At 67.8% G+C, this 26,666-nt stretch carries 24 protein-coding genes; 21 read left to right on the forward strand and 3 right to left on the reverse strand.

The annotated features are described in order from the left end of the window. The first annotated feature begins 142 nt into the window (after nucleotides 1-142). The 10 genes from ACTOWK_RS15340 to ACTOWK_RS15385 all read left to right on the forward strand — a co-directional run bounded on the left by ACTOWK_RS15340 (nucleotide 143) and on the right by ACTOWK_RS15385 (nucleotide 9,790). Nucleotides 143-538: a hypothetical protein gene (locus tag ACTOWK_RS15340; protein ID WP_441330992.1), complete on the forward strand. Its 396-nt coding sequence runs from the start codon at nucleotides 143-145 to the stop codon at nucleotides 536-538. A 190-nt stretch (nucleotides 539-728) separates the two neighbouring features. Continuing rightward, nucleotides 729-2,339 carry a carboxyl transferase domain-containing protein gene (locus tag ACTOWK_RS15345; RefSeq protein WP_031373359.1) on the forward strand — a complete coding sequence of 537 codons (1,611 nt, stop codon included), beginning with the start codon at nucleotides 729-731 and terminating at the stop codon, nucleotides 2,337-2,339. A gap of 24 nt (nucleotides 2,340-2,363) precedes the next feature. Further along, on the forward strand, nucleotides 2,364-4,049 hold the full coding sequence (locus ACTOWK_RS15350; RefSeq protein WP_441330993.1) for an Hsp70 family protein: 1,686 nt from the start codon (nucleotides 2,364-2,366) through the stop codon (nucleotides 4,047-4,049). Nucleotides 4,050-4,062: 13 nt separating this feature from the next. Beyond that, complete coding sequence (locus ACTOWK_RS15355; protein WP_441330994.1) at nucleotides 4,063-4,878, forward strand: hypothetical protein; 816 nt, start codon at nucleotides 4,063-4,065, stop codon at nucleotides 4,876-4,878. Further along, the gene (locus ACTOWK_RS15360; protein ID WP_441330995.1) at nucleotides 4,875-6,422 is read left to right on the forward strand and encodes a hypothetical protein; all 1,548 of its coding nucleotides are present in this window, start codon (nucleotides 4,875-4,877) and stop codon (nucleotides 6,420-6,422) included. The genes ACTOWK_RS15355 and ACTOWK_RS15360 overlap by 4 nt, the downstream gene beginning before the upstream one ends. A 295-nt stretch (nucleotides 6,423-6,717) precedes the next feature. Continuing rightward, nucleotides 6,718-7,350, forward strand: a complete 633-nt coding sequence (locus ACTOWK_RS15365) for a bactofilin family protein (RefSeq protein WP_441330996.1) — start codon at nucleotides 6,718-6,720, stop codon at nucleotides 7,348-7,350. Then, entirely contained in the window at nucleotides 7,347-7,721 is a 375-nt protein-coding gene (locus tag ACTOWK_RS15370) for a hypothetical protein (protein WP_057918402.1), read from the forward strand. The genes ACTOWK_RS15365 and ACTOWK_RS15370 overlap by 4 nt, the downstream gene beginning before the upstream one ends. 38 nt (nucleotides 7,722-7,759) lie before the next feature. Beyond that, nucleotides 7,760-8,299 (forward strand): hypothetical protein, encoded by a 540-nt coding sequence (locus ACTOWK_RS15375; RefSeq protein WP_441330997.1) that lies wholly within the window; start codon nucleotides 7,760-7,762, stop codon nucleotides 8,297-8,299. A gap of 320 nt (nucleotides 8,300-8,619) precedes the next feature. Then, nucleotides 8,620-8,802, forward strand: coding sequence for a hypothetical protein (locus tag ACTOWK_RS15380; protein ID WP_441330998.1), 183 nt, complete (start codon nucleotides 8,620-8,622; stop codon nucleotides 8,800-8,802). A 1-nt stretch (nucleotide 8,803) separates the two neighbouring features. After that, nucleotides 8,804-9,790, forward strand: a complete 987-nt coding sequence (locus ACTOWK_RS15385) for a zeta toxin family protein (RefSeq protein ID WP_441330999.1) — start codon at nucleotides 8,804-8,806, stop codon at nucleotides 9,788-9,790. 103 nt (nucleotides 9,791-9,893) lie between these two features. Here ACTOWK_RS15385 and ACTOWK_RS15390 read toward each other — a convergent pair whose 3' ends face one another. The 3 genes from ACTOWK_RS15390 to ACTOWK_RS15400 are packed head-to-tail and all read right to left on the reverse strand — an operon-like array spanning nucleotide 9,894 to nucleotide 12,268. Next, a complete protein-coding gene (locus ACTOWK_RS15390; RefSeq protein ID WP_441331000.1) occupies nucleotides 9,894-10,142 on the reverse strand; it encodes a DUF6587 family protein in 249 nt (82 codons plus the stop codon). Nucleotides 10,143-10,145: 3 nt separating this feature from the next. Next, complete coding sequence (gene feoB, locus ACTOWK_RS15395; RefSeq protein ID WP_441331001.1) at nucleotides 10,146-12,017, reverse strand: ferrous iron transporter B; 1,872 nt, start codon at nucleotides 12,015-12,017, stop codon at nucleotides 10,146-10,148. Next, on the reverse strand, nucleotides 12,014-12,268 hold the full coding sequence (locus ACTOWK_RS15400; RefSeq protein ID WP_031373349.1) for a FeoA family protein: 255 nt from the start codon (nucleotides 12,266-12,268) through the stop codon (nucleotides 12,014-12,016). The genes feoB and ACTOWK_RS15400 overlap by 4 nt, the downstream gene beginning before the upstream one ends. Nucleotides 12,269-12,397: 129 nt before the next feature. Here ACTOWK_RS15400 and ACTOWK_RS15405 point away from each other — a divergent pair, with 129 nt between their 5' ends. The 11 genes from ACTOWK_RS15405 (at nucleotide 12,398) to ACTOWK_RS15455 (ending at nucleotide 25,994) form a co-directional block, all read left to right on the forward strand. Further along, nucleotides 12,398-13,180 carry an enoyl-CoA hydratase-related protein gene (locus ACTOWK_RS15405; RefSeq protein ID WP_441331002.1) on the forward strand — a complete coding sequence of 261 codons (783 nt, stop codon included), beginning with the start codon at nucleotides 12,398-12,400 and terminating at the stop codon, nucleotides 13,178-13,180. 25 nt (nucleotides 13,181-13,205) lie between these two features. Then, nucleotides 13,206-13,595 carry a VOC family protein gene (locus tag ACTOWK_RS15410; protein ID WP_441331003.1) on the forward strand — a complete coding sequence of 130 codons (390 nt, stop codon included), beginning with the start codon at nucleotides 13,206-13,208 and terminating at the stop codon, nucleotides 13,593-13,595. A 184-nt stretch (nucleotides 13,596-13,779) separates the two neighbouring features. Continuing rightward, the gene (locus ACTOWK_RS15415; RefSeq protein WP_441331004.1) at nucleotides 13,780-15,828 is read left to right on the forward strand and encodes an acetyl/propionyl/methylcrotonyl-CoA carboxylase subunit alpha; all 2,049 of its coding nucleotides are present in this window, start codon (nucleotides 13,780-13,782) and stop codon (nucleotides 15,826-15,828) included. Between the two features lie 738 nt (nucleotides 15,829-16,566). Beyond that, a complete protein-coding gene (locus ACTOWK_RS15420) occupies nucleotides 16,567-17,199 on the forward strand; it encodes a hypothetical protein (RefSeq protein WP_441331005.1) in 633 nt (210 codons plus the stop codon). Continuing rightward, on the forward strand, nucleotides 17,196-18,092 hold the full coding sequence (locus ACTOWK_RS15425) for a hydroxymethylglutaryl-CoA lyase (protein WP_441331006.1): 897 nt from the start codon (nucleotides 17,196-17,198) through the stop codon (nucleotides 18,090-18,092). Before ACTOWK_RS15420 ends, ACTOWK_RS15425 begins: the two co-directional genes overlap by 4 nt. A gap of 47 nt (nucleotides 18,093-18,139) precedes the next feature. Continuing rightward, entirely contained in the window at nucleotides 18,140-20,695 is a 2,556-nt protein-coding gene (locus ACTOWK_RS15430; RefSeq protein ID WP_441331007.1) for a sensor domain-containing protein, read from the forward strand. Nucleotides 20,696-20,914: 219 nt separating this feature from the next. Next, a complete protein-coding gene (locus ACTOWK_RS15435) occupies nucleotides 20,915-21,397 on the forward strand; it encodes a GNAT family N-acetyltransferase (protein ID WP_441331008.1) in 483 nt (160 codons plus the stop codon). A 269-nt stretch (nucleotides 21,398-21,666) separates the two neighbouring features. Then, on the forward strand, nucleotides 21,667-22,437 hold the full coding sequence (locus tag ACTOWK_RS15440; RefSeq protein ID WP_441331009.1) for an SDR family NAD(P)-dependent oxidoreductase: 771 nt from the start codon (nucleotides 21,667-21,669) through the stop codon (nucleotides 22,435-22,437). A 116-nt stretch (nucleotides 22,438-22,553) separates the two neighbouring features. Next, nucleotides 22,554-23,120, forward strand: a complete 567-nt coding sequence (gene yeiP / locus ACTOWK_RS15445; RefSeq protein WP_441331010.1) for an elongation factor P-like protein YeiP — start codon at nucleotides 22,554-22,556, stop codon at nucleotides 23,118-23,120. Between the two features lie 2 nt (nucleotides 23,121-23,122). Further along, nucleotides 23,123-23,587 carry a GNAT family N-acetyltransferase gene (locus tag ACTOWK_RS15450; RefSeq protein ID WP_441331011.1) on the forward strand — a complete coding sequence of 155 codons (465 nt, stop codon included), beginning with the start codon at nucleotides 23,123-23,125 and terminating at the stop codon, nucleotides 23,585-23,587. A 322-nt stretch (nucleotides 23,588-23,909) separates the two neighbouring features. After that, nucleotides 23,910-25,994 carry a phosphocholine-specific phospholipase C gene (locus ACTOWK_RS15455; protein ID WP_441331012.1) on the forward strand — a complete coding sequence of 695 codons (2,085 nt, stop codon included), beginning with the start codon at nucleotides 23,910-23,912 and terminating at the stop codon, nucleotides 25,992-25,994. The last annotated feature ends 672 nt before the right edge of the window (nucleotides 25,995-26,666 follow it).

The raw sequence follows: 26,666 nt of genomic DNA on the forward strand, positions 1-26,666 counted from the left end.
GGAAAGCCGCCGGTCTCCGGCGGCTTTTTCCGTAAGGTCAGTGAACGATCTGAGCCGGCTTGCCGGACCGCTGCGCGCACTGGCGTTGCCTGACATCACCGTTTCACGTTTTTTCTCAGACAACTCCTCAGGATAGACACTCATGAAGACCCATCTCTACGTCCTCCTCGCCGCTTCCGTCCTGGCCCTGTCGGCTTGCGCCCCGAAGACCGAAGAAGCCAAGAACGAAGCCGCCGAAGCCTCGGCCGCCGCCGGCCAGGCCGGCGACGCTGCCGCCCAGGCTGCTGACGCCGCCGGCACCGCCGTCGCCGAAGGCGCCGACGCCGCCGCTGCCGCGACCACCGACGCTGCCGCCGCTGCCGGCGCCGCTGTCGACAACGCCGCTGCCGCGACCGCCGATGCCGCTGCCGACGCCGCTGCTGGCGCCGCCGACGCGACCGCCAAGGCTGCCGACGCTACCGCCGACGCCGCTGCCAAGGTCTCCGACAAGGCCGACGCCGCTGCCGAGAAGGCCAAGGAAGAAGCTGCCAAGCACTAATCCGCTTGCGCTGACGCTGCTTCGAGAGGCCCGCGCAAGCGGGCCTTTCTTTTTGTGCGCGAGGGCACGCGAAACAGCCGCGACCCACGGTTTCGCCGCTACGCAGTACTGCACCGCATCGCCCAAAGTGATTGGCCGCGCGCGGCGCTTTGTGTTTTGATGCCGCGTCCCAGAACCAGGCCGCCGTGCAATGCCCGCGATCACTTCCCAACTCGACCCGCGCTCGCAGGATTTCCGGGACAACGTCGCCTACCACCAGGCGCTGGTCGAGGAGCTCGATGCGCGCCTGGCGCGCGCCGCGCACGGCGGCGGCGACAAGGCCCGGGCCAAGCACACCGAGCGCGGCAAGCTGCTCGCACGCGACCGTATCGCCGCCCTGCTCGATCCGGGCTCGCCGTTCCTGGAGATCGCCCCGCTCGCCGCCGAAGGCATGTACGACGACGCCGCGCCCGCCGCGGGCATGGTCGCCGGCATCGGCCGCGTGCAGGGCCTGGAAGTGGTGATCGTCGCCAACGACGCCACGGTCAAGGGCGGCACCTACTTTCCGATGACGGTCAAGAAGCACCTGCGCGCGCAGGAGATCGCCCGCGAGAACCGCCTGCCCTGCATCTACCTGGTCGACTCCGGCGGCGCCTTCCTGCCGCTGCAGGACGAGGTGTTCCCGGACCGCGAGCATTTCGGCCGCATCTTCTACAACCAGGCCCGCCTCAGCGCCGAGAACATCCCGCAGATCGCCGTGGTCATGGGCAGTTGCACCGCCGGCGGCGCCTACGTGCCGGCGATGTGCGACGAAAGCATCATCGTCAAGGAACAGGGCACGATCTTCCTCGGCGGCCCGCCGCTGGTGAAGGCGGCGACCGGCGAAGTGGTCGATGCCGAAGCGCTCGGCGGCGCCGAAGTGCACACCACCGTGTCGGGCGTGGCCGATCATTTCGCCGAGGACGACCGCCACGCGCTGCAGATCGCCCGCGAGATCGTCGGCAATCTCAACCGCCGCAAGACCCTGCCGGTGACCGTGCAGGCCTCGCGCGAGCCGCTGTACGCCGCCCAGGAGCTGTACGGCATCGTCCCGAAGGACACCCGCCGCCCGTTCGACATCCGCGAGGTCATCGCCCGCATCGTCGACGGCAGCGAGCTGCAGGAATTCAAGGCGCGCTACGCCAAGACCCTGATCACCGGTTTCGCCCACGTCCACGGTTACCCGGTCGGCATCGTCGCCAACAACGGCATCCTGTTCGCAGAGAGCGCGCTCAAGGGCGCGCACTTCATCGAGCTGTGCAACCAGCGCGGCATCCCGCTGGTGTTCCTGCAGAACATCACCGGCTTCATGGTCGGCAAGAAATACGAGAACGCCGGCATCGCCAAGGACGGCGCCAAGATGGTCACCGCGGTGGCCTGCTCGCACGTGCCCAAGTTCACCGTGGTGATCGGCGGCAGCTTCGGCGCCGGCAACTACGCCATGTGCGGCCGCGCCTACGGCGCCCGCTTCCTGTGGATGTGGCCGAACGCGCGCATCAGCGTGATGGGCGGCGAACAGGCCGCCTCGGTGCTGGCGACGGTGCGCCGCGACGGCATCGAAGCCGCCGGCAAGGTGTGGACGCCGGACGAAGAGGAAGCCTTCAAGGCGCCGATCCGCGACCAGTACGAAAGCCAGGGCAACCCCTACTACGCCAGCGCGCGGCTGTGGGACGACGGCATCATCGATCCGGCCGATACTCGCCGGGTGCTGGGCCTCGCGCTGTCGGCCAGCCTCAACGCGCCGATCGAGGACCGCACCCGCTTCGGCGTGTTCCGCATGTAATCCCGCAGCAAAGGACTGCTAGACATGATCGTCGGCATCGACCTCGGCACCACCCATTCGCTGATCGGCGTCCACGGCCCCGACGGCCCGCGCCTGATCGCGAACGCATTGGGCTCGCTGCTGACGCCTTCGGTGGTCAGCGTCGGCGACCACAACGAAGTCATCGTCGGCCGCGCCGCGCGCGAACGGCTGGTCTCGCATCCGCAGCGCAGCGTCGCCGCGTTCAAGCGCTGGATGGGCACCGACCGCGTCACCGCGCTCGGCAAGCATCGCTTTCGTCCCGAGGAGCTGTCGGCGCTGATCCTGAAGTCGCTGATCGCCGACGCCGAGGCCGACCTCGGTCATCGCGTCGAAGAGGCGGTGATCAGCGTCCCGGCCTATTTCTCCGACAGCCAGCGCAAGGCCACGCGCATCGCCGGCGAACTGGCCGGGATCAAGGTCGAGCGCCTGATCAACGAACCCACCGCGGCGGCCCTGGCCTACGGCCTGCAGCAGCGCGACGGAGGCGGCCGCTATCTGGTGTTCGACCTCGGCGGCGGCACCTTCGACGTGTCGATCCTGGAGCTGTTCGACGGGATCATGGAAGTGCACGCCAGCGCCGGCGACAACTTCCTCGGCGGCGAGGACTTCTCCCAGGCCCTGCTCGACGCCTTCCTCGGCGAACACGGCCTGGCCGCGAGCCAGTTGGCGCTGACCGAGCTGGCGATCCTGGAACGCCGCATCGAAGCGCTCAAGCACGACCTGACCCGCGGCACCGAAGTCGGGTTCGAACTGAGCCTGGCCGGCCAACCGCGCGCCTGGCGGGTCGACGAGGCCGCCTTCGCACGCATCTGCGAGCCGCTGGTGCAGCGCCTGCGCGCGCCGCTTGAACGGGCGATGCGCGACGCCAAACTCAGCCCCGGCCAGCTCGACGAAATCGTCCTGGTCGGCGGCGCCTCGCGCATGCCGCTGAGCGCGCGCCTGGTCTCGCGCATGTTCGGCCGCCTGCCGCTGCGCCACGTCAACCCGGACGAAGCCATCGGCCTGGGCGCCTGCGTCGCCGCCGGCATGAAGGCGCGCGACGAATCGCTGGAAGAGATCATCCTCACCGACGTGTGCCCGCACACGCTCGGCGTCAGCACCAGCCGCGAAACCCACGGCCGCTACACCACCGGCATCTTCTCGCCGATCATCCACCGCAACAGCACCGTGCCGGTGAGCCGGGTCGAGCGCTATTTCCCGAGCTACGACGAGCAACGCGCGGTCGAGATCGAGATCTACCAGGGCGAGAGCCCGCGGGTCGAGCACAACGTCCGCCTCGGCATGGTCTCGATCGAGCTGCCGCCCAAGCGCCGCGACGAAAACCCGATCGACGTGCGCTTCACCTACGACATCAACGGCCTGCTGCAAGTCGAGGCGGTGGCCTTGTCGACCGGGCTCAAGCGCGAAGTGGTGCTGGAAAAGAACCCCGGCGTGCTCAGCCAGGACGAGATCCGCGAGCGCCTGGCCGCCTTGGCCGCGATCAAGGTGCATCCGCGCGAGCAGCAGGAGAACATCGCGCTGATCGCGCGCGCCGAACGCCTGTACGAAGAACTGCTGTGGGCGCGCGAGCAATTGCAGGACGCGCTGGTGCAGTTCCGCGGCGCGCTCGACCTGCAGGACCCCGAGCTCATCGCCCACCACCGGGGCGAGTTCGCGCGCTACCTCGACGCGATCGAAGCTCAATCCTGAGCATGTCCCGAGCATGAGTCCGTTCGCCCGCCTGGGCTTGAGCCACGACGCGGACGAAAACCAGGTCAAGCGCGCCTATGCGCGCGAACTGCGCAAGACCCGGCCGGACGAAGACCCGGTCGCGTTCCAGCAGCTGCACGAGGCCTATGCGCAGTGCCTGGAATGGGCGCGCCGTCCGCGGGACGAAGCAGCGACGGCGGTGCTCGAGGACCTGGACGCATTGCTCGACAATGCCGCGCCCCTGCCCTCGCTGCGGTTGGATACCGACGCCGCGACGGCGACCGCGCTGCCCGCCGACGATGCCTCGCCTGCAATGGCGCCCACCGACGGCACGGCCTTCGACGGCACGACCTTCGACAGCACAACCGCCGATGGCAGGACCGTCCATAGCAGCAGCTTCGACAGCGCCGTCTTCCTCGACGAGTTGTTGCGGATCGCGCGGGAGAGCACGTCGCAACAGCTCCAACGCTGGCTGCGCGAACACCCGGACCTGTATTCGGTCCAGCGCAAGCAGGCACTCGCCCCGGCCCTGGTCGCGCGCTTGCAAGACGAGCCCTCGCTGTACATCGCCCCGCTCGACATCGTGCTGGCGTTCTTCGATCTCGACACCGTGCATCCGCGCACCGCCTCGCTGCAACCGGCGGTCGCCGACCTGCGCGCCTATTCGCAGGCGCGCGGTGCGGATTTCCGCGGGCTGCAGTTCGACGCCGACCCTCGTCCGGGCAAACGCGGCCGGCATCCGCTCGCCCTGCCGCCGGGCGTGTTGTTCTTCCTGTTGATGTTGCTGGTAGCGATCGCGCGCGTGATCGAGGCGGCGAACCGCGCATGAATCCGTTCGAGCGCCTGGGCATCGCCGCCACCGCCGACGAGCGCGAGATCAAGCGCGCCTATGCGCGCGAGCTGCGCCGCACCCGCCCCGACGAGGACCCGGTCGGGTTCCAGGATTTGCACGATGCCTATCAGCACTGCCTGGCCCATGCCGAGCATCGGCGCTCGCTCGACGAAGACGAAGACCAGGCGGGGTTCGAGCCGGAGTACGAGTACGAGCGCGACGAAAGCGGCCGCGCCGATGAGCCGCTCGCGACAGGCCGCACGAATCCGTCCGACCCGGAGTCGGACCGCCCGAACGCGTCGGTAGACGATCGCCAGCGCACGTCTTCGTCGACGCACTGCGACGACGACGAGGCCCGACACGACGCCTTCGACGGCCGCGCTTTCCTCGACGAGTTGCTGGAGCGCGCGAGCGCGCACAGCCCGGCCGCCTTGGAGCGCTGGCTGCTGGAACTGGAGCCGCTGTACTCGCTCGACCTCAAGCACGCCCTGCGCGCGCCGGTGGCGCATGCGCTGGCCCTGGCCGATCCGCCGCTGTCGTCCGAATCGGTGCGCACGATCGCCGCCGTCTTCGCCCTCGACAGCGTCAACCCGCAGGAAGACTGGTTGCAGGAGCAAGTGCATCGGGCGCGCCGGCGCGCCGAGGCCGCCAACGAATTCGAGCAGACTGTCGCCGCGATGCTGTCGCCGCGGGTCCGGCCGGTGGATCGCCTGCTGATGCGCGAGCTGCTCGGCCCCCTGGTGCCCTGGCGCCGCGCGCTGATCGCGCTGGTCGCGATGCTCCCGACGCGCTTGATGAGCCTGTGGTCGAGCCTGCAGCAGATCGACCCGCAACTGGCGGCGACCCGGCTCGACCCGGACAGCGTCGACTTCTGGTACCGGACCACCGACCGCCATCGCATCGATGTGCGGCGCGCGCTGCTCGCGGCGGCGCGCATCGTGCTGTATCCGCTGTTGCTGCTCGGTTTTTTCGCGGCTTTCGGCCCGCGCAGTTCCCTGCTCGGCGATCTGCCGAGGGTCTGGTTCATCGGCGCTGCGCTCTGGCTCTCGCTCGCCAGCATCCGCATGCTGCAGCCCCTGTTGCCCAAGCATGGCGACCCCGGCGTGCTGTCGTACCGCGACCGTCCCTTGTTGCTGGCCGTCGCCCTCGCCGTCGTCGCGCTGGGCCTGGCGCCGGTCTCGGCCGACCTGTCGGCCTTGAGCGTCGTCGGCATGGCGGTGACCTGGATGGTCGCGCGTGGCGTCGGCCGCATCTATCGCACGGTATGGACGATGTTCGCCGGGCTCATCGTCGCGGTGTGCCTGCCGGATTGTTTCGCGATCCTGCTCGGCACGCCGGCCGAGCAACTGCGCGCCACGCCCGACGCGTGGCTGCCGCTGTACTTGGCCGCCGGCGTGGCGACGCCGATCCTGCAGGACCTGCACTACGCCAGACTGCACCGCACCGATCTGCAGACCGCACGCGAGCACGCGACCTGGTTGCGCACCTTGCTGGTGGTGGCAGTGTTGCTGCTGATCGTGCGCGGTGTGTTGTCGGCCTGATTGCTTCGGTGGTGCCGTGCAGTCGACCGAGGTCAACAGGCAACCGCCTGTTCATCGGCCTGAAAGATTTCTGAACTATTTTTGCCATCAGGCATCGGGGCCTCATTCGCTGAATGCGGGTGCTTCCGAGGCGTTTTGCATTTGCGCAAATGCTTGCGAAAACTGAATCGGAGTCGCCACTTTCAGCAACTCCGATTGGTGAGATTCATCACAGTGGGCGCGTCGTATCAGCGTGTTAGGCTCCGAAGTTCACGCGTGTCATCACCTGATCCCCCGACCTGAGGAACACCGCGTCATGGCCATCTTCAATCAGCCTGCTCCGCCCAAGCGCGACAATCCGGTACCGCCGTTGCAGCCGGAAACCGCGCTCAAGAAAGAACCCGACGCGGCCACCGAATTCTCGTTTGGACAAGCTTCGCCCACGCCGGCTCCGTACGCCGCCGCACCGACGCCGGCGCCCGCTCCGGCCGCGCGCGCGGTCGAACGCGAAGCGGTCAAGGAATCCTTGATCGCTTCCGACCTGTCGATCGAAGGCAAGATCCAGGGCTCCGGCCACATCCGCATCGCCGGCCGCTTCAAGGGCGACGTGCAGGTCGACGGCGACCTCACCGTCGAACTCGGCGCCAAACTCAACGGCGGCGTGCGCGCGCGCAAGGTCGTGATCGCGGGCGAACTCGAAGGCAACATCGAATCGGCGCAGCGCGTCGAGCTGCTCGACAGCGGCGCGATGATCGGCGACGTCAAGGCCGCGGTGATGACCGTCGCGGCCGGTTCGCGCATGCGCGGCCAGGTCGAGTTCGGCTGGGACGACAAGGACGCGGCCAAGCCCGTCGCCCGCAACGACAGCGCGCGTAATGAAAGCGGGCGCGGCGAAGGCGGCAAGAGCGACAAGAACGGCGCCAAGACGGAGACCGGCGCCGACTCATGAGCGCCGTCCGCCAGGGCCTGCCCGGGGCGACGCGCATTTGTCCGCATTGCAAGGCGACGATCCTCGAAAGCGCCAGCGTCTGTCCGGCGTGCCGGCATCACTTGCGCTTCGATTCGGACGCATCGCAACAGACGGCGGCGAGATTCTCGCCGCTGCATGTCGAGGGCACGATCCGGCATCCGCCGACCGACGGCGCCTGGGAGTACTCCATGGTGCTGTCGATCCGCAACGACCGCGGCGAGGAAATCACCCGCCAGGTGGTCGGCGTCGGCGCCCTGCACCCGGGCGAGGAACGCACCTTCACCCTGGCGGTCGAAGCCTTCGAAGCGGTCGGCTACAAGGCCGCGAACAAAGGGCGCCTGCGACGCTGAGGCGTCTGCGCGTCGGTAACAGGAAAGGACCCCTTTCGATGTCGCAACCCGCTTCGCTGTACGCGCGATTCACCCTGAGCCACGAGCAGTACGAAGCTTTCATGAATTCCACGCCGGCGCGACCGGTATCGTTCGACGATTGGCAATCCTGGTTCGACCGCCACGCAGTACGCGGCGTCGGAAAAGCCGCCGCCGAGATGCTCGCCGACCTGGACGCGGCCACGGTCGCCGACTTGATCAAGGCCTGGCGCCAGGACGAATGGACCGGCACCCCGCCGGTCGAATACGACGAGATCAACCGCACCCTGCACGTCGCAATGCTGCGGGTATCGGAAAACCTCACCGAGCGGCTGCGCATCCTCAGCCCCTTGCGCGCCGCCGGCGCCTTCAACGAGCCCGCGGCCAACGACTTCATCGCGATCTTCGACTTCCTGCGCGACGACGGCAGCGTCGCCGCCTACCTGCAACTGCGCGACGGCAAGAGCCGCTTCGGCAGCGAACTGGCGCCGGCGCACCGCGAGGAAGCCGAGACCTATCTGCAGGAAGTGCAGGCGTATCTGCGCAACCGCAGCAACTGATCGCCGCCTTGGGTCCGGTCCTCCGAGGCTGCCGCGACAGCGGCGGCGAGCGCAGCCCGGCACCGTCGCCGGACCGGAAGACCGTCGATACCGCGGCCGGGCCCGCTCAAGACCCGGTCGCGCGCCATCGCATTCCGCGACAGACCGCACAATTGCACCGACCGCGACAACCTGACGGCCGCCCCCGCGGCCATTGCGCGTTTGTTGTGCATATTGCCCGGCGATAGCATTGAAGGCTTGCAGCCTCGGCGGCTTCTCGCCGATGGAACCTCGGACCGCTTTGCGGCCGAGCACGCTCACCGAACCCTGGAGAAGTAGCCATGACCAAATCGTTCATCGACGAGATCGGCGCCGAACGCGCCCAAACCTTGGTCAAGGAGGCCGTCGCCGAAGCGATCGCCGAAGCCGATGCGCTCGGCTTGCCGCAGGTGGTGAAGATCGACGGCGTGTGGTGCCGCCAATACCCGGACGGAAGGGTCGAGCCGGTCGAAGGAGGACGCTGACATGCCCGGTGAAAACGATCTGCCCCGCATGATCGTGTTCGCCGGACCGAACGGTTCCGGCAAGAGCACGGTGACCAACGCGTTGAGCGAGCAGCCCGGGTTCCCGAAAGAGGGCTACATCAACTCCGACGAAATCGCCAAGGGCATGGAAAAGCAGTACCCGAATTATGACGAGCGCAATGTCCGCGCCGCCAACATCGCCGATGAATTGCGCAAGCTCGCGCTTGAGAGCGGCAAGCCGTTCGCGTTCGAGACGGTGATGTCGACGCCGGGCAAGCTGGCGCAGTTCGACGAAGCCCACAACAAGAACTACAGCGTCGACCTGGTGTTCGTCACCACCGAGAGCTCCTTGGTCAACGTGCAGCGCGTGGCCAACCGCGTGGCCACCGGCGGCCATGGCGTCGCTCCGGAGAAGATCGCCGAGCGCTACGAGCGGGCCATGGACCTGCTGCCCGCGGCGGTGGAGAAATCCAATACCGCGACCATCTACGACAATACCGGCAAAGAGCCGATCGTGGTCGCCAGGAAGCTCGAGAACGGCAAGATGGAATACCCGCTCGGCGAACGCACGCCTGACTGGGTCAAGGAACGCCTGCAGCAGCCGCTGGAAGCGCGCGACACTTCGCGCTCCGACCTCGACAAGGGACTCAGGCCACATGTGCCCGATGCCGTGGTGCGCCCCGCCGACATCAGCGGCGGCCACGAATATCGCGGCCGGGTCGCCCTGATAACGTCGCAGCACGTGCTGCAGCACGTCTCCGGCCCGAACTACGTCATGCACGATCGCTCGCTGACGCCCGCGATCGATTTCACCAAGTCCATGGGGGACGTCGCGCGGCCGGAGATCAACGTCTCCTACAAGTTCGGCGCCGACGGCAAGCATCCGCCGGTGGCGTTGGAAGCCACCCAGGCGCAGGGCCAGCAGCAGCAACAGCAGCAAGCCGTTCCCGGGCAGGAGATGCCGCAGCTGCCCCGCTCCAGGCTCTGACTCCCCGCTCATTCCATCGGGCGAGAAAAACGAAGCCCCGCATCGCGGGGCTTCGTTGTGTAAGACCGCAGCGCAAACGCGGCGCCGCGATCGGGCGCGGCGCCTACGTCTGGTCGGACGGCCCGCAGTTGTCGCAACCCGAGCAATTCGGCCCGCTCGCGCGCGGCGCCGGCGCGATCGCCTTGCCGAGCCGGCGCAGCCACGGCGGCCGGCCGTCGCGCACCAGCGGCAAGGCGCAAGCCACGCGCAAGCGGCGCACGCCGCCGGGGAACTGTTTGCGCGCCACCACCACGGCACTGGCAAGCACCGCGATCGCGATCACCAGGTACTGCGCGAACAGCCCGGCGTCCATGGTTCAGCCCGCTCCCAAGGCAACGGCGACCTGGTAGGTCAACAACGAAGCTAGGTAGGCCAGCGCGAACAGATAACCGGCGCTGATCGCCACCTGCTTCCACGAATTGGTCTCGCGGCGGATCGTCGCCAGGGTCGACAGGCATTGCGGCGCATAGATGAACCAGACCAGCAGCGACAACGCGGTCGCCAGCGACCAGGTGTCGGTGATGATCGGGCTCAAGGCCTGCGCCGCGGCTTCATCGTTGGCGGCGGACAAGGCGTACACCGTCGCCAGCGAGGCCACCGCCACTTCGCGCGCGGCCATACCCGGGATCAGGGCGATGCAGATCTGCCAGTTGAAGCCGATCGGTGCGAACACCGCGGTCATGGCGTGGCCGATGCGGCCGGCGAAGCTGTAGTCGATGGCCGGCATGGTCGCGCCTTCGGGCGCGCCCGGGAACGACAGCAGGAACCACAGCAGGATGGTCAGAGACAGGATGATGCCGCCGACCCGGCGCAGGAAGATCCAGGCGCGCTCCCACAGGCCGATCAGCAGATCGCGCGGATGCGGGATGCGGTACGAGGGCAGCTCCAGCAACAGGGCGTGCTCGCTCTTGTCGCGGCGCCACTTCTTCATCACCCACGACACCATCAGCGCGCTGAGGATGCCGGCCATATACAGACCGAACAGCACCAGCCCCTGCAGGTTCAACACGCCCCAGACCTCGCGCTGCGGGATGAACGCACCGATCAGCAAGGCGTACACCGGCAACCGCGCCGAGCACGTCATCAACGGCGCGACCAGGATCGTCGCCAGACGGTCGCGCGGGTCCTGGATCGACCGCGTCGCCATGATCCCGGGGATGGCGCAGGCGAAGCTCGACAGCAAGGGGATGAACGAACGCCCGGACAGACCGGCGCTGGCCATCATGCGGTCGAGCAGGAACGCCGCGCGCGGCAGATAGCCCGACTCCTCCAGCGCCAGGATGAAGGCGAACAGGATCAGGATCTGCGGCAGGAACACGATCACCCCGCCGAGCCCGGCGATGATGCCGTCGACCAACAGGCTGCGCAGCGGCCCGTCCGGCAAAGTCGCGCCAACCCACTCGCCGACGAATGCGGTGCCCGCCTCGATGCCGTCCATCAACGGCGTCGCCCAGGCATACACCGCCTGGAAGATCAGGAACATCACCACCGCCAAGGTGAGCAGGCCCAGCACCGGGTGCAGCAGCCAGCGGTCGAGCACGTCGTCGACCTTGGCGGTGCGGGTGGGCATGGTCACGGTCAAGGCGAGCAGGCGGCGGGTTTCGGCGTGCAGGTCGGCGCCTTCGCCGAGGCGCACCCGCGGCTCGTGCGGTTCGCGCGGCTCGACCGCGATGCGATCGAGCATGGCGACCAGCGCGTGGGCGCCGTCGCGCCTGACCGCGACCGTCGGCACCACCGGCACGCCGAGCTCGCGCTCCAGCGCGGCCAGGTCGATCTCGATGCCGCGGCGCTTGGCCGCATCCATCATGTTGATGGCCACCACCATCGGCCGGCCGAGTTCGCGCAGTTCCAGGGCGAACCGCAGGTGCAGGCGCAGGTTGGTCGCATCGATCACGCACAGCAGCACGTCGGGCGCGCGTTCACCGGGATAGAAACCGCGCACCAGGTCGCGGGTGACCGCTTCGTCCAGGCTCGCCGCCTGCAGGCTGTAGGCGCCCGGCAGATCGAGCACGGCGTAGCTGCGGCCCGAAGGCGCGCGCAAACGGCCTTCCTTGCGCTCGACGGTGACGCCGGCGTAGTTGGCGACTTTCTGGCGGCTGCCGGTCAGCAGGTTGAACAGCGCGGTCTTGCCGCAATTCGGGTTGCCGACCAGGGCCACGCGCAGGGGTTCGGCGGCGGCGGCGTTCATGAGCGCGGCTCCGCGTCCAGCAACTTCACCTGCACGCGCGCGGCCTCGCTGCGGCGCAGGGCGAAGCGCGTGTAGCCGACCTGGACCAGCAGCGGCTCGGCCGAGAGCGGGCCGGCGGCCACTACTTCGACCCGCTCGCCGCTGACGAAACCGAGTTCGCGCAGGCGTCTTGCGATGGTGTCGTTGGCAATCTGGTCATCGACGGACTCGACCGTGGCCGCGGTGCGGCGCGGCAGTTCGGACAGCTTCAAAGGGTGGCTTCCACGAACGGTGGCGTCCCAAATGGGAATTGTTCTCATTCTAGCACCGCCGACCGTACAGGAGCGGACGCGGCAAGCTGAACGGTATCATTCGCCAACTCCTACAAACTCCTCATCCCCATGTCGCATCCGCTGCTGAGCCTGCGCGAGGGCCCTGTCGCCCGCCTGCGCCTGAATCGTCCGGAGCTGCACAACGCCTTCGACGCCATCCTGATCGCGGCGCTGACCGGTGCGCTGGAAGCCGTCGCCGGCGACGACGAGGTGCGGGTGGTGGTGATCGAGGGCGAAGGCGCCTCGTTCTCGGCCGGCGCCGACCTCAACTGGATGCGCGGCATGGCCGCGGCCAGCGAAGCGGCCAACCGCGAGGACGCCCTGGCCCTGGCGCGCTTGATGCGCACCCTCAACGAATTGCCCAAGCCGACCATCGCCCGGGTCCATGGCGCCGCCTTCGGTGGCGGCGTCGGCCTGGTCGCCTGCTGCGACATCGCCCTGGCCGCCCCGGCGGCCAAGTTCGGCCTGACCGAAAGCAAGCTGGGCCTGCTACCGGCGGTGATCTCGCCATACGTGATCGAGGCGATCGGCGCGCGCGAGTCGCGGCGCTGGTTCGCGACCGCGGAAATCTTCGATGCCGCCACCGCCCTGCGCATCGGCCTGCTCCACGAGGTGGTCGCCGAGGACGCCCTCGACGCCGCAGTCGCGCAGCAGGTCGCACTGTTGCTCAAGGCCGGTCCGCACGCCGCCGCCCAGGCCAAGGCGCTGGTGCGCCGCGTCGCCGGCGAACGCGACGGCGCCCGCCTGGACGCCGACAATGCCGCGCTCATCGCGGCGCTGCGCGTATCGTCCGAGGGCCAGGAAGGCCTGTCGGCCTTCCTCGACAAGCGCAAAGCCCACTGGTGCCCGTAAGGGCCCACCTGCCAAGGAGCGCCCCATGCTCGACCATCTCGGTTTGTCCGCCGCCGACCATCTGCGCAGCCGCGACTTCTACCTGCGGGTGCTGGCACCGCTGGGCTACGGCCTGGTGACCACGATCGGCAAGGAAATCACCGGCGGCGACGAAGTCTTCGGTTTCGGCCCGCCGCAGCGTCCCGGGTTCTGGATCAGCAAGGGCAGCAAGCCCTCCGGCGATACCCACGTGGCCTTCAGCGCCGGCAGCCGCGCTCAGGTCGACGCCTTCTACGCTGAAGCCCTCGCCGCCGGCGCGACCGACAACGGCGCACCGGGGGTGCGCGCTCACTACCATCCCAACTACTACGGCGCCTACGTGATCGACCCCGACGGCAACAATGTCGAGGCCGTGTGCCACGCACCGGCCGCCTGATGGCGGCGCTGCACCGTCACATCGCGGTATTGCGACGGCGTGCCGCGAGCGGCGCGTTGGCACGGATTTCCGACCCGCCCCATCGCGCCGATGCATAGGCGAAAATACCCAGGCTGCGCGCGACCCGTTCGCAGCGCGGCCTCCTTCCACCCTGCGCTGCGGCGCCCGATCGGCGTGCTCCTTCATGTTTGAAAAAATCCTGATCGCCAACCGCGGCGAGATCGCCTGTCGCGTCATCCGCACCTGCCGCACCCTCGGCATCCGCACCGTCGCGGTGTATTCCGAGGCCGACGCCGACGCCCAGCACGTGCGCCAGGCCGACGAGGCCTATCCGATCGGCGGCCCGCGCCCGGCCGACAGCTATCTGCGCGGCGACGCCATCATCGAGGTGGCGCTGCGCTGCGGCGCCCAGGCGATCCACCCCGGCTACGGCTTCCTCAGCGAGAACGCCGACTTCGCCGATGCGGTCGAAGCCGCGGGCATCGCCTTCATCGGCCCCAAGGCCGCCTCGATGCGCAAGATGGGCAGCAAGGCCGGCGCCAAGGAGCTGATGCAGGCCGCCGGCGTGCCGGTGGTGCCGGGCTATACCGGCGAGAACCAGGACCCGGCCCTGCTGCATGGCGAAGCCGACCGCATCGGTTATCCGCTGATGATCAAGGCCGCCCACGGCGGCGGCGGCAAGGGCATGCGCATCGTGCGCGCCAGCGAGGAGTTCCCGGCCCTGCTGGAAAGCTGCCAGCGCGAGGCGCGCAACGCTTTCGGCCGCGACCGGGTATTGCTCGAACGCTATGTCGAACGCCCGCGCCACATCGAGATCCAGATTTTCGGCGACCGCCACGGCCAGGTGATCCACCTCAACGAGCGCGAGTGCTCGGCCCAGCGCCGTTACCAGAAGGTGCTGGAAGAATCGCCGTCGCCGTTCCTCAGCGCCGAGCTGCGCGCGACGATGGGCGCGGCGGCGGTGCTGGCCGGCCGGGCGATCGATTACGTCAACGCCGGCACCGTCGAGTTCATCGTCGGACAAGATGCTGATGGACAGCCGGGCGGTTTCTATTTCATGGAAATCAACACCCGCCTGCAGGTCGAACACCCGGTCACCGAGCTCGTCACCGGCCTGGACCTGGTCGAATGGCAGTTGCGCGTCGCCGCCGGTGAAGCCCTGCCGCGCGCGCAGGACCGCATCGGCCAACGCGGCCACGCGATCGAAGTGCGCTTGTACGCCGAAGACCCCGAAGCCGGCTTCCTGCCCGGCTCCGGCAAGCTGGAACGCTTGCGCCTGCCGTCCGCCGACGCCCATGTGCGCCTGGATTCGGGCGTGATCGAAGGCGACACGGTGACGATCTTCTACGACCCGATGATCGCCAAGCTGATCGTGTACGACCAAGACCGTCCGCGCGCGCTCGCACGGCTGCGCGGCGCGCTCGCCCAATGCGAGATCGCCGGGCCGAAGTCGAACATCGAATTCCTCGAACGCCTGGTCCGCCATCCGGCGGTGGTCGAAGGCCGCATCGACACCGGTTATCTGGATCGTCATCTCGAAGAATTCATGCCCTCGGCGCAGGTAGACGCCGCCGGCGACCGCGACCTGCTGATCGGCGCGACCGTGGTCCAGTTGCTGGCGCAGGAACGCCGCAGCCGCGATAACGCCGCCGCCTCCAACGACCCGGACTCGCCGTGGGCGATCGCCGATGGCTGGCGCCTCGGCCACGGCGGCCGCCGCAGCCTGGCCTTCGTCCAGCGCGACGAGCGCATGGAACTGCAGGCGCACGGCAGCGGCGGCGATTACCGGGTCGAGATTCCCGCGCTCGACGATGTCCAACACCAGGTCCAGGGCGCGCGCCTCGACGGCGCCGAGCTGAGCCTGCGCATCGACGGCCGCGCCCGTCGCCTGACCGCCTTCGGCGACGGCCTGACCGAGAACGGCGGCCGCGTGGTGATGCACGACGGCCAGCGCCGCCTGCGCCTGGAATCGGTGCCGATGTACCGCCATGAACACAGCGCCGCGTCCGGTTCCGGCAACAACGTCACCGCGCCGATGCCGGGCCGCGTGGTGGTGGTCAAGCTCGCCGCCGGCGACGCGGTCGAGGCCGGCCAGGAAGTGATGGTGATCGAAGCGATGAAGATGGAGCTGAGCCTGAAGTCCCCGCGCGCCGGCATCCTCGCCGAAGTGCGCGCAGTGGCCGGCGATTTCGTCGAAGCCGACGCGGTGCTGGCGACGCTGGAGACGGTTTGAGGTTGGGAGTTCCGGCCCTTTCGTGCTGCGCTGGCCAGGGCTGAGTGGCGAACAAGAGCAAATCCCCCCTGCCCCCCTTTTGCAAAGGGGGGAACTGCACGGGGAAGCACGTTGCAGCCGAAGAATGGCGGATCGGCGTGAAATCGCCCCCTTTGGAAAAGGGGGCTGCGCGCAACGCAAGTCCGATGTCGCTGTAAACCTTATTGCGCGGGGGATTTGCTCTGCGTGCGTGGGGCGCTTCGATGGGGAAGAGCAAAAGCAAATCCCCCCCGCCCCCCTTTTTCAAAGGGGGGAACTGCGCGGGCACAGCGGGGAACCGATGCGGGAAGAATGGTGTGCCCACGTGAAATCGCCTCCTTTGACAAAGGGGGCAGCGCACAACGCAAGTCCGATGCCGCTGTGAACCCCATCGCGCGGGGGATTTGCTTTGCGTGAGCGAGGCGCTTCGGCCGAAAGAGCAAAAGCAAATCCCCCTGCCCCCTCTATAAAGGGGGAACTGCACCGGCTTTTCGAAGGGGCGGGACGACACGGCATGACGGGCAACCGCACCGGCACAGCAAGCAGCGGACCAACGTCGAGGCGCAGCCCGCGGCCGCAACCTGAAACCCTCCGTTGCAATAACGCAACCCAAGGCTATTTCGCTTGAGCTTTGCCGCTTTCCGGGCTCATGATGGCTTTCGCAGCGGCGCTCTTACGCCCGATCATTCGGTCCTACCGCCCCATGCCCGACGGCCTTCGATGAAAGCGACCCCGCCCGAGCACGCCCAGCCCTCGTCCGCGGCCATGCCGCGCCGGCGCGAAGCGTTGTTCTGCGTCCTGGCGGTGGTGCTGCCCTTGCTCGGCGGTTGCGTCGCCTTCGAGCGCTCGCCGGTGGCCGAACGCAGTTGCGACCCGGAACTGCCCGGCGAATGGAACCTGCGCGCCGACGGCATCGCCAAACGCATCCGCATCGACGCGCGCTGCCATACCGAGGACTGGCCGGGCCTTCGCGAGCAGCCGGTCGCACTCGACTTGACCGGCTTCGTCGTCGGGCGCGACCGCTACATCGTCCTGACCCCGGCCGATGCCGAACGCGCGATCGGCGCCGAGCAGAAACAACTCAGCAAGACCACGCCGGCCGGCGCGGTGTTCCTGGTCCTGTACCGCATCGAAGACGGCCAGGCCACGGCCTGGCTGCCCGACTCGCAACGCGCGCTGACGGCGATCGCCGCCGGCAGCCTGCGCGGGCGCAAACTCGAAGACCGGTTCGCCCTGGTCGAGGGTACGTCGCAACAATTGCGCGACACTCTCGAAGAGCACTCCGGCCTGCTCTACGACACCGACAAGAAAGCAATGGTGCTGCAACGCGCCACCGCCAAGGACACCCGATGACCCAGCCCGCTTCCGTACGTATCGTCGAAGTCGGTCCGCGCGACGGACTGCAGAACGAGAAAACCCAGATCGCCACCACCGACAAGATCGCCCTGATCGATCGCTTGTCGGCGACCGGCCTGCGCAGCATCGAAGCGACCAGTTTCGTCAGCCCGAAATGGGTGCCGCAACTCGCCGACGCCGCCGAGGTCTTCGCCGGCATCCAGCGCAAGGCCGGCGTGCATTACCCGGTGCTGGTGCCGAACGAACAAGGCTACGAACGCGCACGCGCAGTCGGCGTGGAAGAGATCGCGGTGTTCACCGCGGCCTCGGAAGCGTTCAACCGCACCAACATCAACGCCAGCATCGACGAGTCGCTGGCCCGCTTCGAACCGGTGATGGCGCGCGCCAAAGCCGACGGCGTCGCGGTGCGCGGCTATGTCTCGACCGTCCTCGGCTGCCCCTACCAGGGCGCGGTGCCGGTCGCCGACGTGGTCCGCGTGGCGCGCGCACTGCATGCGATGGGCTGTTACGAGATTTCGCTGGGCGACACCATCGGCGTCGGCACGCCAGGCAAGGCGCGGGCGATGTTCAAGGCGGTGGCCTCGGAAGTGCCGACCGCGGCCCTGGCCGTGCATTTCCACGACACCTACGGCCAGGCCCTGTCGAACATCCTGGCCTGCCTGGAAGAAGGCGTGGCCGTGGTCGATTCGGCCGTCTCCGGCACCGGCGGCTGCCCCTACGCCAAGGGCGCCAGCGGCAACGTCGCCAGCGAAGACGTGGTCTACATGCTGCATGGGCTCGGCATCGAGACCGGCGTCGATCTCGACGCGCTGGCCGAGACCGGGCGCTGGCTGGCCGGCCTGCTCGGCCGCGAAACCGGCAGCAAGGTCGGCAAGGCCCTCGCCGCGTGAAGCCCGGCGCGCCCGCGGACGCTCCGCTGCCATCGGCGCAAGCCTCGGTGGCGGATACGCTGGCGGCGCTCGAACGCGCATTGGACGACCCTGCCCTCGACGAGGGCTTGCGCCGCGTACTCAACGATGCCGCCGAGGCCTTGCGCCGTGGCGGCAACGGCAACGGCAACGGACACGAAGCCACCGGGGCCGATCACGCGTGCCTGTACCGCGCCGCCTTCGATGCGATTCCCGACCTGGTCACCGTGCTCGACGAAGACGGCACCGTGGTCGAGATCAATCGCCACGGCACCCAGGAGCATCGGCGCATCCGCGAGGAGATCCTCGGCCAGCCGATTCACATCCTCAATCCGGAACTGCCGCGCGATCACCTGATCCCGGTCTGGGAAACGCTCAACCGCGGCCAGAGCTACATTATCGAAGTCACCAACAAGCGCGGCGACGGCACCCGCTTTCCGGTCGAGGTGCATTCGGCCGGCTTCATCCATCACGGCCAGCGCCGCATCATCGCCATCGCCCGCGACCTCAGCAATCGCCAGGAAGCCGAGCTGCGTTTCCGCGAGCTGGTCGAGCTGATCGATCGCGGCGTGATCGTGCAGGACGACAACCTGCGCATCGTCTATGCCAACAGCGCGGCGATGCGCCTGCTGTCGCTGCACAGCGGCGAAAGCATCGCCGACGAGCTGCGCTCCGGGCAGTGGATGGTGATCGACGAGCGCGGCCACGAACTGAGCCGCGAGCAATACCCGTCCACCGTCGCCCTGTCGACCGGCCGAATCGTCGAGAGCACCGTGCTCGGCCTGTACCACCGCGACCGCCGCGAACTGATCTGGCTGTCGGTGACCGCAGTGCCTCGCTTCCCGGCCGGCGGCGACCGCCCGCACCAGGTGTTCGCGCTGTTCTCCAACGTCACCGCGCTCAAGCGCGACAGCGCCCTGTTCGACCGCGCCCTGTTCGACCGCGCCCAGGCGCTGGCGCACATCGGCGGCTGGGAATGGGACTCGGGCCGCGACCGTCTGTACCTGACCGACGAAGCCACCCACATCCTCGGTTACGACACGCCGCTGATCTCGATCGAGGAACTGCTCAACTGCCTGCGCCCGCTCGACCGCCACCGCCTGCGCAACGGCCTCGAACGCAGCCTCGGCAACGGCCGCGGCCTGGACCTGGAGGTGCAGGGCCTGCGCCCGGACGGCAGCAGCTTCTGGGTGCGCGTGATCGGCGACGCCGGCACCGGCGAGCCGATCGGCCAGGTCATCACCGGCACCCTGCAGGACATCACCGAACGCAAGCTCGAAGAAGAGCACCTGCGTATCCAGGCGCGCAGCGATCCGCTGACCGGCCTGCTCAACCGCGACGCCGTGCAGGCCGAGCTCGAGCAGCGCCTCGATACCTTTCCGCAGTCGCCGCTCGCAGTGCTCTACATCGACCTCGACCGCTTCAAGGTCGTCAACGACGTGCTCGGCCATGCCGCCGGCGACCGCCTGCTCGCTTCGGCGGCGCGCCGCATCCGCCAGGCGGTCGGCGAACGCGCGCAGATCGCCCGTTTCGGCGGCGATGAGTTCCTGGTGGTCTGTTCGCTCGACGGCGAACCGCAGCGCGCCGAACGCATCGCCGATTCCATCCTGGAAACCTTCGGCGACAGCTTCCGCGTCGACGGCGAAGAATTCAGCATCACCGCGAGCATCGGCATCGCCCAGTCGCCGCTCGACGGCCGCACCGCCCAGCAACTGATCCAGAGCGCCGACGTCGCCATGTACGACAGCAAGCGCCGCGGCCGCAACAGCTGGCAGGCGTTCACGCCCGAACTGGCCGAGCAGCAACTGCACCGCCTGCAACTGGAAACCCACTTGCGGCGCGCGGTGCACAACGACGAACTGCATCTGGTCTACCAACCGCAGGTCGATCTCGGCGACGGCAGCGTGGTCGCGGTCGAAGCCCTGATCCGCTGGCGCAACCGCTCGCTCGGCGAGATGCGCCCGGACCGTTTCATCGGCCACGCCGAAACCACCGGCGACATCGTCGGCATCGGCGGCTGGGTCTTGCACGAAGCCTGCCGGCAATTGCGCGAATGGCGCGACCAGGGCCTGCACATCGAGCGAGTCGCGGTCAACGTGTCGTATCGCCAGTTCCTCGGCGACGACCTCGCCAACAGCGTCGCCGAGGCCTTGTCCGAGTACGGCCTGTCCGGCAGCGCGCTGGAGCTGGAATTCACCGAGCGCGTGCTGATCGAGGATGCGCCCGACACGGTGCGCACCTTCGCCCGCCTGCGCGAACTCGGCGTCAGCCTGTCGATCGACGATTTCGGCGAGGGCTACAGCGCACTGAACTACCTGCGCCGGCTGCCGATCCACGGCCTCAAGCTCAGCCAGTTATTCGTCCAGGGCGTACCCGACAACCAATCCGACGTGGCCGTCTGCCAGGCAGTCACCGGCATCGCTCGCAGCCTCGGCCTCGGCCTGGTCGCCGAAGGCATCGAAACCGAACGCCAGCGCGCCTTCCTGCGCGAACTCGGGGTCCTCATCGGCCAGGGCTTCCTGTTTGCGCCGGGGCTGGCCCCCAACGACCTGCGCGATTACTGCCTCGGCCGGATGCGGGGTTGAGGCGCGAGCGATGCTCAGGGCCTCGCCTCCGCGAGCCGCTTCGCAGTTGGCAACGCGCATAAACGCGATCCCCGCGTCGATGCGGACAGAAGCTACGCACGATGCACGGACGATGACCCTCCCATAGCGCACGGCTTCGCTGTCTTTGCGCCGACATCTTCGCAAGCGCCCCGACCTGAGCGAGGATGTAGCCCGATCCCTTCGAAGAGTTCCGCCCGCATGACCTTGCCGCCCGGTGTCGTAGTGCGTCCGATCCTGCCCCGCGACGATGCCGCGCTGGCGGCCATCGCCCGGCAGGTGCAGGCGGAATTCGGCGCCGGCTCGGTCAGCGACCCGGAAGTCGATGCCATGCAGCGCTTCTATAGCCGGCCGCGCAGCGCCTACTTCGTGGTCGAGCGCGACGGCAAGCTCGGCGGCGGCGCCGGCATCGCCCCCTTGCTCGGCGGCGACGACGGGGTCTGCGAGCTGCGCAAGTTCTACCTGCTACCGTCGGTGCGCGGGCTCGGGCTGGGCCAGGCGCTGCTCGACAAATGCCTGCTGACGGCGCGCGGCTACGGCTTCGGCCAGTGCTATGCCGAGATGCTGGACCGGATGAGCGAGGCCCAGCGTTTGCTGCAGGGCAACAGTTTCCAGCTGCTGGAAGCGCCGATGGGCTACGGGGAACTGCCCGGCAGCCATACCTGGTATCTGCGCTCGGTTTAGGTCGGCAGCGCTGCAGGCCGAGCTTCTTGGTAGCTACAGCGTCAGATCGGCGGAGACTCCGAAGCCGTATCTGGATGAAGCCCTGGGTATTCAGCCCCGTCGAAGTAAAACAGAGCCCGCCTTCACGGGAACAACGGTAGGCGGGTAGCTCAGCAGCTCTTCCAACCGCCCCCGCCCAAAGGCAGGGCATACAGACTGCAGCCCCCCTGCCCCGACGCCCACCCGGCTCGTCCTTTAGAATGGCGGCCTTTCCGCCTTCAGGACCGCTCATGCAACTCGACAACGTCCGCGCCGTGATCACCGGCGGCGTTTCCGGCCTTGGCCTGGCCTTGGCCCAGCACCTGGTCGCCCGCGGCGGCAAGGTCGCCCTGTTCGACGTCAACGACGACAAGGGCGCGCAGGCCGTCGCCGAACTCGGCGCCGACAAGGCCGGCTATTTCCGCACCGACGTCACCGACGAAGCCGGCGTGGCCGCCAACCTCGGCGCCGCCAAGGAATTCCTCGGCGGCCTCAACGCGACGATCAACTGCGCCGGCATCCTCGGCGCCGGCCGCGTGCTCGGCAAGGACGCGCCGATGGCGCTGTCGCAGTTCCAGACCACGGTCATGGTCAACCTGGTCGGCAGCTTCAACGTCGCCAAGGCCGCGGCCAACCTGATGCAGCACAACGAGGCCGGCGAAGACGGCGAGCGCGGCGTGATCGTCAACACCGCCTCGGTCGCGGCCTACGAAGGCCAGATCGGCCAGGCCGCGTATTCGGCCTCGAAGGCCGGTGTGGTCGGCATGACCCTGCCGATGGCGCGCGAGTTCTCGCGCTTCGGCATCCGCGTGATGACGATCGCCCCCGGCATCTTCTGGACGCCGATGGTCGACGGCATGCCGGACTCGGTGCAGCAGTCGCTCAGCGCTTCGATCCCGTTCCCCTCGCGCCTGGGCCGTCCGGAAGAATTCGCCGACCTGGTCGCCTACATCCTCGGCAACCGCTACCTCAACGGCGAGACCATCCGCCTCGACGGCGCGACGCGATTGGCGCCTAAGTAAGCCGGGCATCGGGAATGGAGACTCGGGAATCGTAAAGCGGTTCCCTCTCCAGTCCCGTTCGCCGGCTTGCGCTCCAACGATCCCCTATTCCCACTCCCTATTCCCGGCCTCAAACCATGAAAGCCTACGACGTAAAGAAAGGTAACGTAATCGAGCACAACAACACCGTGTACCAGGTGCGCGACATCGAACGCAGCTCGCCGCAAGGCCGCGGCGGCAACGTCAAGTTCCGCTTCACCATGTACTCGGTGCCCGGCGGCACCAAGTTCGACCTGAGCGTCGGCGGCGACGACGACCTCAAGGAAGTCGAACTGACCCGTCGCCAGGTCACCTATTCGTACAAGGACGGCGATGCCTTCGTGTTCCTCGACGACGAGGACTACACGCCTTACACGCTCGATGCCGACGTGGTCGGCGACGACGCCGGCTACATCGTCGACGACCTCAGCGGTTGCTACGTGCAGATCATCGACGATCAGCCGGTGGCGCTGCAGTTGCCCGCCAGCGTGGCCCTGGAAGTCATCGAGACCCCGCCGGAGCTCAAGGGCGGCACCGCGACCAAGCGTCCGAAGCCGGCCAAGCTGTCGACCGGCATCGAGATCATGGTGCCGGAGTACATCGGCACCGGCGAGCGCGTGCTGGTCAACACCGCCACCGGCGAATTCGCCGGCCGCGCCGACTGATCGTGCCCCTGGCGTCCGATTATCGCTTCGCAGCGGCGACCGACGCGGATCTTCCGCGTCTGTTGCCGGTGTTGCGCGAGTTCTACGAAGTCGAGCATCTGCCCTGGAACGAGGCCGCCCTGCGTCGCGCACTGACGACGCTGGTGGCCGACCCCACTGCCGGCCGCCTGCGTTTGATCGAACGCGATGACGAGCTCGCCGGCTATTTCGTCCTCGGTTTCTGCTTCAGCCTGGAGTTCGGCGGCCGTTACGGCCTGCTCGACGAATTGTTCGTACTGCCGGCGCATCGCGGCGGCGGCCTGGCCAAACGCGCTCTGGCCGAAATCGAAGCGCTGTGCCGCGCCGAGGGCCTGGACGCATTGCGGCTCGAGGTCAACGACGACAACGCGCATGCGCGCGGCATCTATGAACGCGCGGGCTATACCGCGCATCCGCGCCGATTGATGACCAAATGGTTACGCGACTGAGCAGCCCGATCAGTCAGCGTTTCGAGATCCAACGAACTCACTGTCAAGCGCAAGCAAGCCGCCACGGGTTCTTGCGCTTTTCCGCGCAAAAAACGAAAGAAAATCCGACACCCGCTTTCGCTTGAACGACGGCCACGATGCAACCTGTTCGCTGCATCGAGTGCGGATCTTCCGACTCTAGAAGCCGGTCACAACCCGCGAGGCACCCAGTCCTCCTTAGGCCTGCAATGCCGCTGCAACCTCACTCGGTCACGCTCTATGCTCTGCTCGACGCGGCCGTTCGGTCGCGCGCGCAATGCCCCGCCAGTTTCGGAGCCAGGCCTTGACTACGTCCACCCGTCGCGACTTCCTCAAACTCGCCGGCGCCTCTGCCGCGCTGGGCCTGCTGCCTCCCTCGATCCGCGCCGCCCTGGCCACACCGGCCGCGCGCGTCACCGGCACGATCCAGGACGTGCAGCACGTGGTGATCCTGATGCAGGAAAACCGCTCCTTCGATCATTACCTCGGCGCGTTGCGCGGGGTGCGCGGTTTCGACGATCCGCGCCCGATTCCACTGCCTGGCGGCAAGACGGTCTGGCAGCAGCCGAAGTCGACGACCAACGCGCAAGCGGTGCTGCCGTTCCATCTCGACACCCGCAACACCGCCGCGCATTGCATGGCCGACATCGACCACAGCTGGAAGGGTTCGCACACGCGCTGGAAGGACTACAACGCCTGGATCGCGACCAAGGGCCCGATGTGCATGGGCCACTTCACCCGCGAGGACTTACCCTTCTATTACGCGCTGGCCGACGCGTTTACCGTGTGCGACGCCTATTACTGCTCGCACCACGGCCCGACCAACCCGAACCGCATGCATCTGTTCGCCGGCACCAGCGGCATGACCGTGGGCGATTTCGGCGCGCAAGCGGTCAACAACGCCGACGACGGCAACTGGACCGCCGACATGGCGCTGGACAAGCCGACCTTCGTCGGTCATCGCTGGACCACCTATGCCGAGCGCCTGCAGAACGCCGGCATCGCCTGGCGCGTGTATCAGGAACACGACAATTACGGCGACAACTCGCTCCCCTACTTCGCCAATTTCCGCAAGCTCGACCGTCAGTCCGAACTGTACAAGCGCGGCCGCGCCTGGGCGCCGGGTTCGACCGCGGAGAACGCCAAGGCTTCGCGCGGCGAGTACCTGATCGCCGACTTCGCCAAGGACGTGCGCGAAGGCACCTTGCCGGCGGTGTCGTGGATCGTGCCGCCGTACATCATGAGCGAGCATCCGCAAGCCACGCCGGCTTACGGCGAGTCGCTGACCGCGCGCCTGCTCGAAGCCCTGGTCGCCAATCCCGAGGTCTGGTCCAAGACCGTCTTCATCATCAACTACGACGAGAACGGCGGTTTCTTCGACCACGTGCCGCCGCCGCTGCCGGCGATCTCCGCCAGCCTCGGCAAGAGCACGGTCGATACCGCGACCGAGAACTACAACGGCGTGCCGGTCGGCCTCGGCGTGCGCGTGCCGATGTTCGTGATCTCGCCGTGGAGCAAGGGCGGCTGGGTCAATTCGCAGGTGTTCGACCATACCTCGGTGCTGCGCTTCCTGGAAGCGCGCTTCGGCATCGCCGAGCCGAATATCAGCGCCTGGCGGCGCACGGTCGCCGGCGACCTCAGCACCGCCCTCGATTTCGCCAATCCGAATAGCCAATGGCCGGCCCTGCCCGACACCGACGGCGCGATGTCCGGCGCCGACGCGAGTTGCAAACTGGCCACGCCGAAGCCGCCCGCGCAAGCGCGGATGCCTCGCCAGGAACGCGGCCAGAGGCCGGCGCGCGCGTTGCCGTACGAACTACGCGTCGACGGCCGCATCGAAGCCTCCAGCGGCCGCTATTGGCTGGATTTCGGCAACGACGGCGTCGCCGGCGCTTGCTACAACGTATACGCCGGCAATCGCAGCGACGGCCCGTGGTATTACACGCTCGATCCGGGCACCCAGTTGTCGGATTACTGGAGTGCGAAGCAGTACACCAAGGGCATCTACGACCTGTCGGCCTATGGCCCGAACGGCTTTTTGCGCGTGTTCCGCGGCGACCTGCTCAAGGCGACCGCAGCCCAGGGCGCGGACCCGGAAGTCTCGGTCCGCCACGATGCGATCGGCGAGATGCTGGTGCTCGAATTCGTCAACCGCGGTCGCGCCGCCTGCCGTCTGAGCCTGCGCGCGAACCGCTACAGCGATGCGCCGGCGCGCCACTACGACTTGGCGCCGGGCGCGACCCTGCGCGACCACTGGCCGCTCGCCACGAGCAAGCGCTGGTACGACTTCAGCATCACCTCCGATTCGGATGCCGGTTGGCTGCGCCGCATCGCCGGCCATGCCGAAAACGGCACGGCGAGCGTGAGCGATCCGGCGATCGGGGCCTGAGCCTGCGCCACATGCTTTGACGCCGCTCTCGCTAGAGGGCGGCGTTAAGGCCGATCAAGACCTTGCAGTTGCGGCGTCGCCCCGAACATAACGGTCGCGGCTCGCGCCGCTCCTACCCGATGGAGCGGCACCGCTTTGGGGTAGGAGCGACGCAAGTCGCGACCGCGCTGCGACATTCTTGCGGCGCATCTATCTAGCAAGATCAAGATCAAACGCCCAAAGCTTCCGCCACTAAAGCGGCGGGTTACTTTCTTTTGTCTAAAGCAACAAAAGAAAGGTAACCAAAGAAGTTGCTTTTTCTTGCATCACCAGCCCGCACGAGCGGTGCATGCGCGGGTATTTTTCATACGGGACATCCCTGTCCCGATGAAAAACGGCGCGCATCCTTGCGCGCCGCCCTTCGGGTCTTCCATTGCCTTCGCTAGTGCTCGGCGACGCACAGCCAAAGCCACCGAGGGCGTCCGCGTGTGGCGACGCCATCCCCTGTGGGAGCGGCGTGAGCCGCGGCCACGAGACGCGCGGAAGCAACAACGCCTACATCATCCATCGAAGCGGCATACTCTCGCCGGGGTAGGAGCGGCGCAAGCCGCGACCGCGAATCTGCGGCTGCCGGCGCGGGCGATCGGGGTTGCGTGGTCGCGACTTGCGTCGCTCCTACCCAAGAGCAGGCGC

Origin of the sequence: Lysobacter sp. CA196 (assembly GCF_052078695.1) — a bacterium.
Classification (GTDB): domain Bacteria; phylum Pseudomonadota; class Gammaproteobacteria; order Xanthomonadales; family Xanthomonadaceae; genus Lysobacter.

Bases quoted from the DNA above. Each gene is read 5' to 3' on its own strand.
- ACTOWK_RS15340 (WP_441330992.1), top strand. From the start codon at position 143: ATGAAGACCCATCTCTACGTCCTCCTCGCCGCTTCCGTCCTGGCCCTG.
- ACTOWK_RS15345 (WP_031373359.1), top strand. From the start codon at position 729: ATGCCCGCGATCACTTCCCAACTCGACCCGCGCTCGCAGGATTTCCGG.
- ACTOWK_RS15350 (WP_441330993.1), top strand. From the start codon at position 2,364: ATGATCGTCGGCATCGACCTCGGCACCACCCATTCGCTGATCGGCGTC.
- ACTOWK_RS15355 (WP_441330994.1), top strand. From the start codon at position 4,063: ATGAGTCCGTTCGCCCGCCTGGGCTTGAGCCACGACGCGGACGAAAAC.
- ACTOWK_RS15360 (WP_441330995.1), top strand. From the start codon at position 4,875: ATGAATCCGTTCGAGCGCCTGGGCATCGCCGCCACCGCCGACGAGCGC.
- ACTOWK_RS15365 (WP_441330996.1), top strand. From the start codon at position 6,718: ATGGCCATCTTCAATCAGCCTGCTCCGCCCAAGCGCGACAATCCGGTA.
- ACTOWK_RS15370 (WP_057918402.1), top strand. From the start codon at position 7,347: ATGAGCGCCGTCCGCCAGGGCCTGCCCGGGGCGACGCGCATTTGTCCG.
- ACTOWK_RS15375 (WP_441330997.1), top strand. From the start codon at position 7,760: ATGTCGCAACCCGCTTCGCTGTACGCGCGATTCACCCTGAGCCACGAG.
- ACTOWK_RS15380 (WP_441330998.1), top strand. From the start codon at position 8,620: ATGACCAAATCGTTCATCGACGAGATCGGCGCCGAACGCGCCCAAACC.
- ACTOWK_RS15385 (WP_441330999.1), top strand. From the start codon at position 8,804: ATGCCCGGTGAAAACGATCTGCCCCGCATGATCGTGTTCGCCGGACCG.
- ACTOWK_RS15390 (WP_441331000.1), bottom strand. From the start codon at position 10,142: ATGGACGCCGGGCTGTTCGCGCAGTACCTGGTGATCGCGATCGCGGTG.
- feoB (WP_441331001.1), bottom strand. From the start codon at position 12,017: ATGAACGCCGCCGCCGCCGAACCCCTGCGCGTGGCCCTGGTCGGCAAC.
- ACTOWK_RS15405 (WP_441331002.1), top strand. From the start codon at position 12,398: ATGTCGCATCCGCTGCTGAGCCTGCGCGAGGGCCCTGTCGCCCGCCTG.
- ACTOWK_RS15410 (WP_441331003.1), top strand. From the start codon at position 13,206: ATGCTCGACCATCTCGGTTTGTCCGCCGCCGACCATCTGCGCAGCCGC.
- ACTOWK_RS15415 (WP_441331004.1), top strand. From the start codon at position 13,780: ATGTTTGAAAAAATCCTGATCGCCAACCGCGGCGAGATCGCCTGTCGC.
- ACTOWK_RS15420 (WP_441331005.1), top strand. From the start codon at position 16,567: ATGAAAGCGACCCCGCCCGAGCACGCCCAGCCCTCGTCCGCGGCCATG.
- ACTOWK_RS15425 (WP_441331006.1), top strand. From the start codon at position 17,196: ATGACCCAGCCCGCTTCCGTACGTATCGTCGAAGTCGGTCCGCGCGAC.
- ACTOWK_RS15435 (WP_441331008.1), top strand. From the start codon at position 20,915: ATGACCTTGCCGCCCGGTGTCGTAGTGCGTCCGATCCTGCCCCGCGAC.
- ACTOWK_RS15440 (WP_441331009.1), top strand. From the start codon at position 21,667: ATGCAACTCGACAACGTCCGCGCCGTGATCACCGGCGGCGTTTCCGGC.
- yeiP (WP_441331010.1), top strand. From the start codon at position 22,554: ATGAAAGCCTACGACGTAAAGAAAGGTAACGTAATCGAGCACAACAAC.